This window comes from Spiroplasma endosymbiont of Diplazon laetatorius, from assembly GCF_964019625.1.
GTDB lineage: Bacteria > Bacillota_I > Bacilli_A > Mycoplasmatales > Mycoplasmataceae > Spiroplasma_A.
This window is the reverse complement of record NZ_OZ026458.1, coordinates 871,059-884,337: the sequence shown is the minus strand read 5'-3', so window position 1 is coordinate 884,337 and position 13,279 is coordinate 871,059. Positions and strand designations below refer to the sequence as shown.

General features: G+C 33.3%; 24 protein-coding genes and 1 pseudogene. All 25 read left to right on the top strand.

The annotated features are described in order from the left end of the window. The first annotated feature begins 51 nt into the window (after window positions 1-51). The 25 genes and pseudogenes from rplB (at window position 52) to rplQ (ending at window position 13,261) form a co-directional block, all read left to right on the top strand. Window positions 52-894, top strand: a complete 843-nt coding sequence (rplB, locus tag AACL10_RS04290) for a 50S ribosomal protein L2 (protein ID WP_338984914.1) — start codon at window positions 52-54, stop codon at window positions 892-894. Window positions 895-908: 14 nt separating this feature from the next. Further along, window positions 909-1,178: a 30S ribosomal protein S19 gene (rpsS, locus tag AACL10_RS04285; RefSeq protein ID WP_020836709.1), complete on the top strand. Its 270-nt coding sequence runs from the start codon at window positions 909-911 to the stop codon at window positions 1,176-1,178. Between the two features lie 26 nt (window positions 1,179-1,204). Further along, complete coding sequence (gene rplV / locus AACL10_RS04280) at window positions 1,205-1,540, top strand: 50S ribosomal protein L22 (protein ID WP_100917039.1); 336 nt, start codon at window positions 1,205-1,207, stop codon at window positions 1,538-1,540. A 16-nt stretch (window positions 1,541-1,556) separates the two neighbouring features. Next, window positions 1,557-2,267 (top strand): 30S ribosomal protein S3, encoded by a 711-nt coding sequence (gene rpsC, locus AACL10_RS04275; RefSeq protein WP_338984909.1) that lies wholly within the window; start codon window positions 1,557-1,559, stop codon window positions 2,265-2,267. A gap of 2 nt (window positions 2,268-2,269) precedes the next feature. Continuing rightward, window positions 2,270-2,683, top strand: coding sequence for a 50S ribosomal protein L16 (rplP, locus tag AACL10_RS04270; protein ID WP_100917037.1), 414 nt, complete (start codon window positions 2,270-2,272; stop codon window positions 2,681-2,683). Between the two features lie 20 nt (window positions 2,684-2,703). After that, a pseudogene (gene rpmC / locus AACL10_RS04760) lies at window positions 2,704-3,102 on the top strand (50S ribosomal protein L29); the annotation flags it as partial. Window positions 3,103-3,602: 500 nt separating this feature from the next. Further along, window positions 3,603-3,860, top strand: a complete 258-nt coding sequence (gene rpsQ / locus AACL10_RS04260) for a 30S ribosomal protein S17 (protein ID WP_338984904.1) — start codon at window positions 3,603-3,605, stop codon at window positions 3,858-3,860. A gap of 18 nt (window positions 3,861-3,878) precedes the next feature. Further along, entirely contained in the window at window positions 3,879-4,247 is a 369-nt protein-coding gene (rplN, locus tag AACL10_RS04255; RefSeq protein ID WP_101781027.1) for a 50S ribosomal protein L14, read from the top strand. 13 nt (window positions 4,248-4,260) lie between these two features. Next, entirely contained in the window at window positions 4,261-4,578 is a 318-nt protein-coding gene (gene rplX / locus AACL10_RS04250; protein ID WP_338984902.1) for a 50S ribosomal protein L24, read from the top strand. 32 nt (window positions 4,579-4,610) lie between these two features. Next, window positions 4,611-5,150: a 50S ribosomal protein L5 gene (gene rplE, locus AACL10_RS04245; protein WP_422398166.1), complete on the top strand. Its 540-nt coding sequence runs from the start codon at window positions 4,611-4,613 to the stop codon at window positions 5,148-5,150. Between the two features lie 19 nt (window positions 5,151-5,169). Next, window positions 5,170-5,355 carry a type Z 30S ribosomal protein S14 gene (locus AACL10_RS04240; RefSeq protein ID WP_020834740.1) on the top strand — a complete coding sequence of 62 codons (186 nt, stop codon included), beginning with the start codon at window positions 5,170-5,172 and terminating at the stop codon, window positions 5,353-5,355. 18 nt (window positions 5,356-5,373) lie between these two features. Next, complete coding sequence (rpsH, locus tag AACL10_RS04235) at window positions 5,374-5,763, top strand: 30S ribosomal protein S8 (protein WP_101781024.1); 390 nt, start codon at window positions 5,374-5,376, stop codon at window positions 5,761-5,763. A 16-nt stretch (window positions 5,764-5,779) separates the two neighbouring features. Beyond that, window positions 5,780-6,322, top strand: coding sequence for a 50S ribosomal protein L6 (gene rplF, locus AACL10_RS04230; protein ID WP_338984897.1), 543 nt, complete (start codon window positions 5,780-5,782; stop codon window positions 6,320-6,322). Window positions 6,323-6,345: 23 nt separating this feature from the next. After that, on the top strand, window positions 6,346-6,696 hold the full coding sequence (gene rplR, locus AACL10_RS04225) for a 50S ribosomal protein L18 (protein ID WP_101781022.1): 351 nt from the start codon (window positions 6,346-6,348) through the stop codon (window positions 6,694-6,696). Between the two features lie 17 nt (window positions 6,697-6,713). Next, window positions 6,714-7,370 (top strand): 30S ribosomal protein S5, encoded by a 657-nt coding sequence (gene rpsE / locus AACL10_RS04220; protein ID WP_338984895.1) that lies wholly within the window; start codon window positions 6,714-6,716, stop codon window positions 7,368-7,370. Window positions 7,371-7,387: 17 nt separating this feature from the next. Continuing rightward, the gene (rplO, locus tag AACL10_RS04215; RefSeq protein WP_338984893.1) at window positions 7,388-7,825 is read left to right on the top strand and encodes a 50S ribosomal protein L15; all 438 of its coding nucleotides are present in this window, start codon (window positions 7,388-7,390) and stop codon (window positions 7,823-7,825) included. Next, on the top strand, window positions 7,826-9,256 hold the full coding sequence (gene secY / locus AACL10_RS04210) for a preprotein translocase subunit SecY (protein ID WP_338984891.1): 1,431 nt from the start codon (window positions 7,826-7,828) through the stop codon (window positions 9,254-9,256). An 18-nt stretch (window positions 9,257-9,274) separates the two neighbouring features. Beyond that, window positions 9,275-9,910, top strand: coding sequence for an adenylate kinase (locus AACL10_RS04205; protein ID WP_338984889.1), 636 nt, complete (start codon window positions 9,275-9,277; stop codon window positions 9,908-9,910). A gap of 3 nt (window positions 9,911-9,913) precedes the next feature. Continuing rightward, complete coding sequence (gene map / locus AACL10_RS04200; RefSeq protein ID WP_338984886.1) at window positions 9,914-10,687, top strand: type I methionyl aminopeptidase; 774 nt, start codon at window positions 9,914-9,916, stop codon at window positions 10,685-10,687. Then, window positions 10,687-10,914 carry a translation initiation factor IF-1 gene (gene infA, locus AACL10_RS04195; protein ID WP_338984884.1) on the top strand — a complete coding sequence of 76 codons (228 nt, stop codon included), beginning with the start codon at window positions 10,687-10,689 and terminating at the stop codon, window positions 10,912-10,914. The genes map and infA overlap by 1 nt, the downstream gene beginning before the upstream one ends. Before the next feature lie 58 nt (window positions 10,915-10,972). After that, window positions 10,973-11,086, top strand: a complete 114-nt coding sequence (rpmJ, locus tag AACL10_RS04190) for a 50S ribosomal protein L36 (protein ID WP_338984883.1) — start codon at window positions 10,973-10,975, stop codon at window positions 11,084-11,086. Between the two features lie 61 nt (window positions 11,087-11,147). Continuing rightward, window positions 11,148-11,513, top strand: a complete 366-nt coding sequence (gene rpsM, locus AACL10_RS04185) for a 30S ribosomal protein S13 (protein ID WP_338984881.1) — start codon at window positions 11,148-11,150, stop codon at window positions 11,511-11,513. Window positions 11,514-11,530: 17 nt separating this feature from the next. Then, window positions 11,531-11,923, top strand: a complete 393-nt coding sequence (gene rpsK, locus AACL10_RS04180; protein ID WP_338984879.1) for a 30S ribosomal protein S11 — start codon at window positions 11,531-11,533, stop codon at window positions 11,921-11,923. 8 nt (window positions 11,924-11,931) lie between these two features. Then, a complete protein-coding gene (locus AACL10_RS04175; protein ID WP_338984876.1) occupies window positions 11,932-12,885 on the top strand; it encodes a DNA-directed RNA polymerase subunit alpha in 954 nt (317 codons plus the stop codon). A 16-nt stretch (window positions 12,886-12,901) separates the two neighbouring features. Continuing rightward, window positions 12,902-13,261, top strand: coding sequence for a 50S ribosomal protein L17 (gene rplQ / locus AACL10_RS04170; RefSeq protein ID WP_101781014.1), 360 nt, complete (start codon window positions 12,902-12,904; stop codon window positions 13,259-13,261). Window positions 13,262-13,279: the final 18 nt, after the last annotated feature.

The following is a 13,279-nucleotide window of genomic DNA, read 5'->3' as shown; positions in this document are numbered from 1 at the left end:
ATTAATCACTAAGGAAAGAAAAAAGATTAGGCGAAAACAGGAGGATATATTATGCCAATCAAAAAATATAAGCCTACGACAAACGGTCGTAGAAACATGACTAGCTTAGATTATAGTATCCTTACAACTTCAAAGCCTGAAGGTTCATTAGTTGCAAAACTAAATGAAAAGGCTGGAAGAAATAATCACGGTCAAATAACAACTCGCCACAAAGGTGGAGGGCACAAAAGAAAATATCGTATCATCGATTTCAAACGTAATAAATTAGATATTGCTGGAAAAATCGCAACTATCGAATACGATCCAAACAGAAACTCATTTATCTGTTTAGTAAACTACATCGATGGAGAAAAAAGATACATCTTATTTGCAAAAGGAATGCAAGTAGGACAAGAAATTATAGCTGGTGAACATGCAGATATCAAAGTTGGTAATGCAGCACCACTAAAAAACATTCCTGAAGGAACATTAATTCACAACGTTGAATTAAGACCAGGAAAAGGTGGACAAATCGCACGTAGTGCAGGAAGTTCAGTACAAATCTTAGGTAAAGATGAAGATGGAAAATACATCACTTTACGTTTAGGTTCAGGAGAAGTTAGAAAAGTACTTGCTGAATGTTATGCAACAATCGGTGAAGTAGGAAATGAAGAATACAACTTAGTAAACTGAGGAAAAGCTGGAAGAAACCGTTGAAGAGGAATTAGACCAACAGTTCGTGGGTCAGTTATGAACCCAATCGATCACCCTCACGGAGGGGGAGAAGGTCGTGCTCCAATCGGGCGTAAAGCTCCATTAACACCATGAGGTAAAAAAGCTCTTGGTGTTAAAACACGTGATAAAAAGAAAGCTTCTACTAAATTAATAGTAAGAAGAAGAAACGATAACAAATAGGAGGATTTGAATAAATGTCTAGATCATTAAAAAAAGGACCTTTTGCTGATGACTACTTAATTAAAAAAGTAGAAGCATTAGGTGAAAAAAAAGAAACAATTAAAACTTGATCACGTCGTTCAACAATCTTTCCAAGTTTCGTTGGTCACACATTTGGAGTTTACAACGGAAAAGAATTTATCCCAGTTTATGTTACAGAAGATATGGTAGGTCACAAATTAGGAGAATTTTCACCAACACGTAAGTTTGGTGGACACGGTGATGACAAGAAAAAGAAAAAATAATCATTAGGAAATAGGAGTTTCAAAACATGGAAGCAAAAGCAAAATTAACAATGATTAGAATATCACCTAGAAAAGTTAGACTAGTAGCTGACTCTATCAGAAGTAAAAAAATATCAGAAGCTGTAGCAATTCTTCAAAACCAAGACAAAAGATCTTCAGAACCAGTATTAAAATTATTAAACTCAGCTGTAGCAAATGCTGTTAACAACAACGGTATGGAAGCTGACCAATTATTTGTTAAAACAATCTTCGTTAACGAAGGACCAACATTAAAACGTTTTAGACCAAGAGCTCACGGTAGAGCATATGAAATTTTAAAAAGAACTAGCCACATTACAATCGTGGTTAGCGACGAAAGATAGGAAGGAATTATAGAGTATGGGACAAAAAGTATCTCCAAACGTTTTACGTATAGGTGTTATTAGAGGTTGAGATAACCGTTGATACGCTGAAAAAGGTGAATATGTTAAGTGATTACACCAAGATATCAAAATTAGAAAAGCTGTTGAAAAACAATTAAGAAATGCAGCAGTTTCAAAAATTGAAATCGAAAGAACTAAAAAAGAAATCACTCTAGTAATTCGTTCTGCTCGTCCAGCTATCGTTCTTGGACAAGAAGGTAAAAATGTTGAAAATATCGTTTTAACAGTAAGAAAAACAATTAAAGACAGAAAAGCTGATGTAAAAGTTAAAGTAATAGAAATCAAAAACCCAGATGTTGATGCTAAATTAGTAGCAACATTCATTGGTGAACAAATTACAAACCGTGCATCATTTAGAACTGTACAAAAATTAGCAATTAGAAAAGCATTAAAAGCAGGAGCTAAAGGAATTAAAACTTCAGTTTCTGGAAGACTTGGAGGAGTTGAAATGGCTCGTACTGAAGGATACCTAGAAGGTTCAGTACCATTATCAACTTTAAGAAGTGATATTGATTACGCTCTATATGAAGCAAGAACTACATATGGGCAAATCGGGGTTAAAGTTTGAATTAACCACGGGGAAATCATAGGAAAACAAAACCAAAACAATTCAAAAGTGATCGAGGACAAAAAACCTCAAACAAGATCACCAAAGGAGGCTAAATAATTATGTTAATGCCTAAAAGAGTTAAATTCCGTCGTCCTCACAGAGTGAGTTATGAAGGAAAAGCAAAAGGTGGTAAATTCATCGCATTTGGTGAATACGGATTAATGTCATTAGATGGTGCTTGAATTACTTCAAGACAAATCGAAGCAGCTCGTATTGCCATGACTCGTTATATGAAACGTTTTGGAAAAGTTTGAATTAGAATATTCCCTCACATGGCAAAAACTAAAAAGCCATTAGAAGTACGTATGGGTTCAGGGAAAGGATCTCCTGAAGAATGAGTAGCAGTAGTTAAAACTGGTCAATTCATGTTTGAAATTGGCGGAGTTTCAGAAGAAGTTGCTCGTGAAGCCTTACGTCTAGCAATGCACAAATTACCAGTGCGTTGTAAAATCGTTAAGAGAGGTGATGAATAATGTCTAAAGCAGTTGACTTCATGATGGAATTAAGAACAAAATCAGTTGAAGATTTAATCAAACTTGGTGAAGATCGTCGTGCTGAATTATTCGCACTTAAATTCCAAGCTGCAGTAGGTAGTTTAGAACAAACTCACAGAATTCCTTCACTTAAAAAAGACATAGCAAGAATTGAAATGTTATTAAGCGAAAGAAAAAAAGCTGGAGAAGATGTTAATAAAACTATTAAAGCAGATTACTCAAAAGCTGTTTCAGAAGCTGAAAAAGCTGGAAAAGAAGTTCGTCAAAAACATAAAGATATGATTGAAAAACTTCAACAAGAACAATTCGGAACTGGAAATGAAGTTTCAGAAGATGCAATTATGGCAGCAATGCAAAATGCAACATCTGAAGCAGCAGATGCTCCAGTTGAAGTAGAAGCAGCACCAAAAGCTGCTCCTAAAGCAGCAGCTCCTAAAAAAGAAGCTGCTCCAAAAGTAGAAGAAAAAGCAGCAGCTCCTAAAGCAGCAGCAAAAACTACTACAACAAAAGCAGCAGCTCCTAAAAAAGAAGCTGCTCCTAAAGCAGAGGCAGCACCAAAAGCTGCTCCTAAAGCAGCAGGTAAAACTACTGCTGAAGTTAAAAAACCTGCAGCACCAAAAGCTACTGTTAAACCAGTAGAAGCTGGTGAAGCAAAAGCAACTGGAAAAGGTAAAGAAGCACTTAAAGGTGTTGAAGTAAAACCTATGAAAGTTGGAGTAGCTAAAGGTGAAAATATCGAAGGTATTGATTTAAAACTTTCAGGGAAACCAAAAGACGCTAAAACATATACATTCGGATCAAATGCTGAAGAAGCTAAAAAACAAATCGAAGAAGCTAACAAAAAAGCAGCAGAAAAAAAAGCAGCAAAATCTACAACAACAAAAGGAGCTAAATAACCATGGAAAGAAATTTAAGAAAAACTTACACTGGTAGAGTAGTTTCAGACAAAATGGATAAAACTATCACTGTTTTAGTTGAAACATACAAAAACCACCCAATTTACAAAAAACGTGTTAAGTATTCAAAAAAATACAAAGCACACGATGAAAACTCAGTTGCTCAAATGGGAGACAGAGTTGAAATTATGGAAACTCGCCCAATGAGTAAAACTAAAAACTTTAGACTTGTTAGAGTTGTTGAAAAAGCAATTATCTAATTTCAGAGGTACAACAGAATGATACAAAATGAATCAAGATTAAAAGTCGCTGATAACTCAGGAGCTAAAGAAATATTAGTTATTCGTAATTTAGGTGGAAGTGTTAGAAAGTTCACAAACATTGGAGATATAGTTGTTGCAACTGTTAAATCAGCATCACCTGGTGGAGCTGTTAAAAAAGGACAAGTAATTAAAGCTGTTATTGTTAGAACTGTTAGAGGATTAAGAAGAGCTGATGGAACATACATTAAGTTCTCTGAAAATGCTGCAGTAATCATCAAAGATGATAAATCACCAAGAGGTACTCGTATCTTTGGTCCAATCGCACGTGAAGTAAAGGATGCTGGATTTGCTAAAATTGCATCTCTAGCACCTGAAGTGTTATAGAAGGGGAACTTTTATGAATAAATCAAAAATCTTAAGAGGAGACGTTGTAAAAGTAATCGCCGGAAGCCACAAAGGAAAAATTGGACCAGTAGTTAAATTATCAAAAGATAAAAAAAGAGTATACGTTGAAGGAATCGTAGCTATTAAGCACTCAAAACCTTCACAAACAGATCAAGAAGGTGGAATTAAAGAAATTCCAGCATCAATCGATGCTTCAAACGTTTCACTAGTTGATCCTAAAGCAAAAGATAACGCTACAAGAGTTGGATACAAAATTGCAGATGGAAAAAAAGTAAGAATTGCTAAAAAATCTGGAACAGAAGTTAAATAGGAAAGGGATAAGTTAGTATGGCAAAAGCAAATATTAATAGATTAGAAAAACAATATAAAGATAAAATCATCCCAGAATTATTTAAAGAAAAGCAATACAAATCAATCATGCAAGTTCCAAAAATCACAAAAGTAGTTATCAACATGGGAATTGGAGATGCTGTACACGATACTAAGAAATTAGACGATGCAGTTCTTGAATTACAACAAATCACAGGTCAAAAACCTCTAGTAACTAAAGCTAAAAAATCTTTAGCTGTGTTCAAATTGCGTGAAGGTATGCCAATTGGAGCAAAAGTAACTTTAAGAGGAAAAAGAATGTATGAATTCTTAGACAAATTAATCTCTGTTGCGTTACCACGTGTACGTGACTTTAGAGGGGTATCAAAAACTAGTTTCGACAAACAAGGAAACTACACAATGGGTATCAAAGAACAAATTATTTTCCCAGAAATTGATTACGATAAAGTAAAAAAAGTTCGTGGGATGGATATAACTATCGTTACAACAGCAACTAACAAGGACGAATCATTTGCATTACTACAAAAAATAGGAATGCCTTTCGTTAAGTAATCGAGGAGAATAGGATAAAATGGCAAAAAAATCATTAAAAGTAAAACAAGCAAAAGTCCAAAAATTCAAAGTTAGAGAATACACACGTTGTGGAAACTGTGGTAGACCTCATTCAGTTTTGAGAAAATTTAATCTATGTCGTGTATGCTTCAGAGATCTAGCATACAAAGGACAAATCCCTGGTATTAAGAAAGCTTCATGATAGTGAAAGGAAAAAGAAATTATGACAACAGATGTAATCGCAGATATGCTTACTAGAATTAGAAATGCTAACCAACGTTATCACAAAGAAGTTCTAATTCCAGGAAGCAAAGTAAAATTAGAAATCGCAAACATTCTTAAAAAAGAAGGTTTCATCGAAGACTTCAAAGTTGCAGATGACTTTAAGAAAGACATTACTATAAGCTTAAAATACAAAGGGAAAATTAGAGTTATTAAAGGATTAAAAAGAATTTCAAAACCAGGATTAAGAGTTTACTCAAATTCTCACGACTTACCTCAAGTATTAAACGGGTTAGGTATTGCAATCGTTTCAACTTCAAACGGAATCATGACAGATAAAGAAGCTCGTCACCAAAACATTGGTGGAGAAGTTCTTGCATTTGTATGATAATAGGAGGAATTAATATATGTCACGTATAGGAAACAGAATATTAGCAATTCCAGCCGGAGTAGAAGTTAAAGTTGAAGCAAATAACGTTGTAACTATAAAAGGATCAAAAGGAGAGTTAACTCAAACTTTTAGTCCATTAATCGAAGTTAAAGTTGAAGGTGCAGAACTAAAAACTTTAAGACAAAACGAAAACAAACACACAAAACAATTACACGGGACTACAAACTCATTAATTCAAGGTATGTTAACTGGAGTTAGTGAAGGTTTTGTTAGAGAACTTGAAATTGTTGGGGTTGGTTATAGAGCTGCATTAGCAGGAAACAAAATCAACCTATCACTAGGGTTCTCACACCCAGTTGAATACGAAGTTCCAAAAGGAATTACAGTAGAAATCCCAAAACCAACTGAAATTAAAATATCAGGAATTGATAAACAATTAGTTGGAGAAGTAGCGGCAAACATTAGAGCATACAGAAGACCTGAACCTTATAAAGGTAAAGGGGTTAAATACAAAAATGAAAAAATCATTAGAAAAGAAGGTAAAGCAGCTGGTAAGTAGGCTGTTGCTAAGGAGAAGTAAATATGAAATACACTAAAGCAGAAGCAAGAAAAAGAAGACACTATAGAGTAAGAAATAAAGTGTCTGGAACAAGTGCTAGACCAAGATTAAATGTATTTAAATCAAACTCATACTTCTATGCTCAAATAATTGATGACGTAACTGGTGTTACATTAGTATCATCATCTTCAATCAAAATGGGATTAAAAAATGGACGTAATATCGATGCAGCAAAAGCTGTAGGTAAAGATATTGCTGAAAAAGCAAAAAGTAAAAAAATAACTGATGTAGTATTTGATAGAGGTGGATATTTATTCCATGGTAAAGTAAAAGCTTTTGCAGAATCTGCAAAAGAAAATGGTATGAAATTCTAAGAAGGAGATAGGAAAAAATGGCAGAAGAAACAAAAGTTGTTAATGCTGAATCAGCTCCAAAAGCAGATTCAAAAGTTGAAACAAACAACCAAGATAGAACAAACACAAGACCAAACAACAACAATAGACCTAACGGACAAAGAAGAGATCCAAAATTCAACAGAAACAGAGAAGACAACCCTTATGAAGAAAGAGTTGTTACAATTAACCGTGTTACAAAAGTTACAAAAGGTGGACGTAGATTCAGATTTGCAGCAGTTGTAGTTATCGGTGATAAAAAAGGTAGAGTTGGATTAGGAACAGGTAAAGCAAACGAAGTACCAGACGCTATTAAGAAAGCTATTAAAGAAGCAAGAAAATCTTTAATTAGAGTTCCTTTAGCTGGAAGTACAGTTCCTCATGATGTTATGGGGCACTATGGTGCTGGTAAAGTTATGATTAAACCTGCTCGTAAAGGTACAGGGGTTATTGCTGGTGGTCCAGTTCGTGCTGTTGTCGAATTAGCTGGAATTTCAGATATCTATACAAAATCATTAGGATCAAATACACCTATCAACATGATCAGAGCTACATTAGAAGGTTTACAACAAATGCAAACACCAGAACAAATAGCAAGATTACGTGGAACTCAAGTTGAAGTTAAAAAAGAAACTAAAGAAGCTACTACAGCTTAAGAAGGAGTAATTATTTTATGAAATTACATGAATTAAAATCTACACCAGGAAGCAAAAAAGACACAACACGTGTTGGTCGTGGTATGGCTTCAGGTAAAGGTAAAACATCAACTAGAGGACACAAAGGTCAAAATTCACGTTCTGGTGGAGGGGTAAGACCTGGTTTTGAAGGGGGACAAACTCCTTTATTCAGAAGATTACCTAAAATTGGATTTACAAGTTTAAACAGAAAAGAATTTGTATTAATCAACTTAGATAAATTAGAAACATTAGGGTTAACAGATGTAAATCACAAAACTTTAATGGATAAAAAATTAATTAAAAATGAAAAAACTTTAGTAAAAGTACTTGGTAATGGTAAAATTACAAAGTCAATAAATGTTAAAGTTAATAAAGTATCAAAAAGCGCTGAAGAGTCAATCAAAGCTGCCGGGGGTACTATAGAGGTGATTTAGGTGGCTGCTAAAGTTAAAAAAACTAAAAAAGCTAAATCAACTAAATATAAAAACGAATTCGCGAAAGGTGGTTTCTTTATAAGAAACAAGGACCTTGTAAAACGAATCGTTTTTACTTTAATAGTACTAATTGTTATTAGAGCAGGAACACTATTAACTGTTCCTGGTATACAAGTAAATGCCGATTTCAAAGATCAAATCGGTGGTCAAGACTTCTTCCAATTGTTATCAACCCTAGGGGGAGGAACAATTGGTCAATTCTCAATTCTAGCATTAGGGGTTTCTCCTTATATTACAGCTTCAATTATTGTTCAACTACTTTCAACAGATGTTGTTCCAGTTTTAACAAGATGAAGTAAATCTGGAGAAAGAGGAAGAAGAAAACTTGATAGATTAACAAAAGTATTGGCTATACCATTTGCATTAATGCAATCTGTAGCTACAATATTTACACTTTACAGTCAGGGTTTAATTGATCCTAAATGAGGTACAAATGAAGAAGGAACTGGACCCGCATGATTCTACTTTATATTAGTGCCTGCTGTAATGCTTGGTGGAACATTCTTAATGTTATGAATCTCAGATCAAATAACTATTAAAGGTATTGGTAATGGGGTTTCAATAATTATTTTTACAGGTATTGTTTCACAAATGCCAAGTAACTTTACAAACACATTTAAATTTTGAGTAGAAATTAAAGGTGAACCTACAGTTCTTTTTGATGGATTACTAAAATTCTTAATATATGTTGTTTCATTCTTATTGGTTATATTTGTAGTTGTCCTTATGAATGAAGCAGAAAGAAAAATTCCAATCCAACAAACGGGATCGGGTCTTGTTGATACAAAAGAACATACACCGTATCTTCCCCTTAAGTTAAATAATGCAGGGGTTATACCAGTTATTTTTGCATCAGCAATTATATCAACACCAATGACGGTAGCTCAAATTGTAGCTGCAACAAACCCAACAAATGGTTTTGTGGCATTTACAGAAAACTACTTATCATTTGGTACTTGATGAGGAATATCAATATATGGAATACTAACTATATTATTTACATTCCTTTATGCTCAAGTTCAAATAAATCCTGAAAAAATTACAGAGAACTTTAAAAAATCAGGAACATTTATTCCAGGAATTAAACCAGGAAAAGAAACTGAAAAGTTCTTGTCAGGAGTAATTAATAGATTAAGTGTATTGGGAGCTCTATTCCTTGCAGGAATAGCTGTCTTACCATATGTAATTACAAAAATTACTGCATTGCCATCTCACTTGGCAATTGGTGGAACAGGACTTATTATTGTAATTTCTGTTGCAATTCAAACAGTTCAACAATTAAAAGGAAGATTAATACAACAATCTTTCTTAGACAAAAAACAAGACAAGTTTGTTGAAGATGAAACTTCATATAACTCACACATTTGATAACAAGGAGAACAATAATTTATGAATATAATATTACTTGGAGCTCCAGGTAGTGGAAAAGGAACTCTTTCAGAGTTCCTTTGTGAGAAAAATAACTTTACTCAATTATCTACTGGGGACTTATTTAGGGAAAACATTTCAAACCAAACAGAATTAGGTATCGAAGCTCAAAAATACATGAACGAAGGAAAATTAGTTCCTGACTCAGTTACAAATTCAATGGTTGAAAACTATCTAAAAACAAAAGCAAAAGACTTGATATTTGATGGTTTTCCAAGAACTGATGACCAAGCTTTAGCTTTAGATAAAATGCTAGAAGAATTAAATGATCAAATAGACAAAGTGGTTTATCTTGATATAGACGAAAGCGTTTTATTGGGAAGATTAACTGGAAGAATGATTTGTAAAATTTGTAAAAGAAGTTATCACAAAATTAACAGAAAACCTTTAAAAGAAGGTGTTTGTGATTTTGATGGCGGTGAGTTAATTACAAGACCAGATGACCAAGAAGATAAAATCAAAACAAGATTAGAAGCATATCATAATCAAACCGCACCTTTAATTGAGTTTTATAAAGAAAAGACTATTAAAGTTGATGCAGATAATTGTACACCTGAAGAACTATATAACAGGGTTATGGAAATTTTAGGGGCTTAATTAATGGCTATAACAATTAAAAACGCTCAACAAATTGAGAAAATGAGATATGCTGGACAAGTTCTTGGTGAAGCTTTACATGAATTAAAAAAACTTGTAAAACCAGGAGTTAATTGTCTAGAGTTGGATAAGTTTTTCATTGATTTTATTACATCAAAGGGATGTACAAGTAACTTTAAAGGTTATGGAGGATTCCCTGCACATATTTGTATTTCTATCAATGAACAGTTAATCCACGGAATACCTACAGATAGAGTTCTACAAGATGGAGATATTGTTTCAATAGATACTGGATGTGTTTTCGAAAAATATCATGCAGATGCTGCAAAAACTGTAATTTGTGGTAACTCAAAAGACAAAAAGTATGATAAACTTATAGAGTTGACTGAAAAGTCACTATATTTGGCAATTGATCAGGTAAGAGCCGGTGTGCGCATCGGAACCATCTCTTCTACTGTTCAAAATTTTATTGAAGAAAATGGTTATCATTTGCCAACAGATTATTCAGGACACGGTATTGGATTGGAAATGCATGAAGATCCTTATGTGCCTAACGTAGGAGTAGAAAATACTGGAATGAGATTAGTTCCGGGAATGACTATTTGTATTGAACCAATGGTTCAAATAGGAACACATAAAACTGTTGTTGCTGATGATGACTGAACAGTGTCATCAAAAGATGGTAGCATGACTGCCCACTTTGAACATACTATTTTGGTCACTGAAGGAGATCCAGAGGTATTAACTTTATTTAAAACCAAGGAGGAAACAGAATAATGGCAAAAGAAGATTATTTAGAAGTGGATGGTACCATTTTAGAGGTACTACCAAATGCTACTTTTAAGGTGAAATTAGAAAATGAAATAGTAATAGACGCCCACGTGTCTGGTAAAATCCGAATGAACTACATTCGCATCTTACCAGGTGATAAAGTCACTGTTGCAATTTCACCATATGACCCTACACGTGGAAGAATTACATACCGTTTCAAAAATGGTAAATAAGTAATTTAAAAATAAAATAAATATAAATTAAGTACACAAAATCAGGAGGTTAGAAAAGATGAAAGTAAGATCATCTATCAAAAAAATATGCGACAAGTGTCGTGTAATTAGACGTAAAGGCCGTGTAATGATTATTTGTGAACAACCAAAACATAAACAACGTCAAGGTTAATTATTAATAATAAATATTATTAAACAAAAATTAGTTAATCTTATTAGAAAGGAAATTAATAATGGCTCGTATAAATGGGGTAGAAATACCTAATGAAAAAAGAGTAGTTATTGCTCTAACTTATATTTATGGTATTGGTTTATCAACTTCACAAAAAATCCTTGAGGCTACAAAAGTAAGCGAAGAAACAAGAGTTAAAGATTTATCAGAAGATAATATCAAATCAATCTCTCAAGAAATCTCAAAAATCAAAACTGAGGGAGATCTAAGAAGAGAAACAGCATTAAACATTAAACGTTTAATGGAAATTGGATGTTACAGAGGAATGAGACACAGAAAAGGACTTACTGTTCGTGGACAGTCAACTAAGACAAATGCACGTACAAGAAAAGGTCCTAGAAAAACTGTAGCTAACAAGAAAAAATAGTTAGAGAGGTATAAACTATGGCAAATAATAAACAAAATAACAAAAAGAAAAAAGTTAAAAAGAATATTGCTAAAGGTATAGCTCACATTCACTCAACATTCAATAACACTATCGTAACTGTTTCAGATGAAAAAGGTAACGTAATATCTTGATCAAGCGCTGGAGCAATGGGTTTTAAAGGAAGTAAGAAATCAACACCTTACGCTGCTCAAATGATTGCAGAAGCTGCAGGAAAAGGAGCAATGGACAATGGAGTTAAAACTATCTCAGTTGAGGTAAAAGGTCCAGGTCCAGGAAGAGATGCTGCTGTAAGAAGTTTACAAGGTATCGGATTAGAAATCACATCAATTAAAGATACAACACCAATCCCTCATAATGGAGTGCGTCCCCCAAAACGCCCAAGAGGTTAATAAGTTAAATGAAACAATTTTCAAGACCAGAATTTAATTTATTAAAAGAAGAAAAAAACAGAAATTATGGGGAATTTAAAGTAGAACCACTTGAAAGAGGGTTCGGAACAACACTTGGTAATGCAATTAGAAGAACATTACTATCATCAACACCAGGAGCTGCTGTTTATGCAATTAAAATTGTAGGAGCTGCACATGAATTTACTTCAATTAATGGTATTGTTGAAAATGTAAGTAGAATTATCTTAAACTTAAAAAAATTAGCTTTAAAAATCGATTCAAAAATATTTGAAGATGATGAAGTTGTTGAATTAAAAATTAACTCAACAAGAGTTGGAGCAATCACTGCAGGAGACATCGTTTTACCTACAGGAGTAGAAGTTATGAACCCAGAATTACACATCTGTACAATTTCAGATGGTGGAGTTCTAGACTTAACTTTATTTGCTAAAAACTCAAGAGGTTACAGATCATTCAAAGATAACAAAAAAGAAAAATTAGTTGTTGATGCAATCACAATTGATTCAAACTATTCTCCAATTGTTAAAGTGGCATACAATGTGGATGCAACAAAAATTGGGAAATCAGTTGACTTAGAAAAATTAATTTTAGAAGTTGAAACTGATGGAACAGTTACAGCTAGTGATGCAGTAGCAACTGCTGCAAAAATCTTAGTTGAACACTTACAATTCTTCGTTAACTTAAACGAAGAAATCAATGACTTAAATGTTATTGGAGCAACAAATGAAGAAGATGAAAAAGAATTAGATCGTTTAATCGAAGACTTAGACTTCACTCAAAGAAGTTTAAACTGTCTAAAAAGAGCAAACATCAATTCATTACGTGATTTAGTTTCACGTACAGAAGATGATATTCAAGAAATCAGAAACTTGGGTAGAAAATCATTAAAAGAAATTAAAGATAAAGTTGTTCAATTAGGACTAACTTTTAAACAAGATTAGGAAGAGGTGTAGTTATATGTCATACATTCAAAAAAGAGGTAAAAATACTGCTTGAAGAGTTGCATTAATGAGAAACTTAACTACTGAGCTAATTATTTCAGAAAGATTAGAAATTACTGAAACAAGAGCTAAAGAATTAAGACAACACTTTGACAAAATGGTTACACTTGGTAAAAGAGGAGATTTACATGCTCGTAGACAAGCTGCTGCTTGATTACGTCATATTGATGCTTCTGAAAAAGAAACTGCATTACAAAAATTGTTTACAACAATCGCAAAAAGATTTAAAACAAGAGAAGGTGGTTATACAAGAATTTTAAAACTTGATAACCGTCGTGGTGATAATGCACCAATGTGTATCATTGAATTAGTTTAATTACTAATTTACCAACAA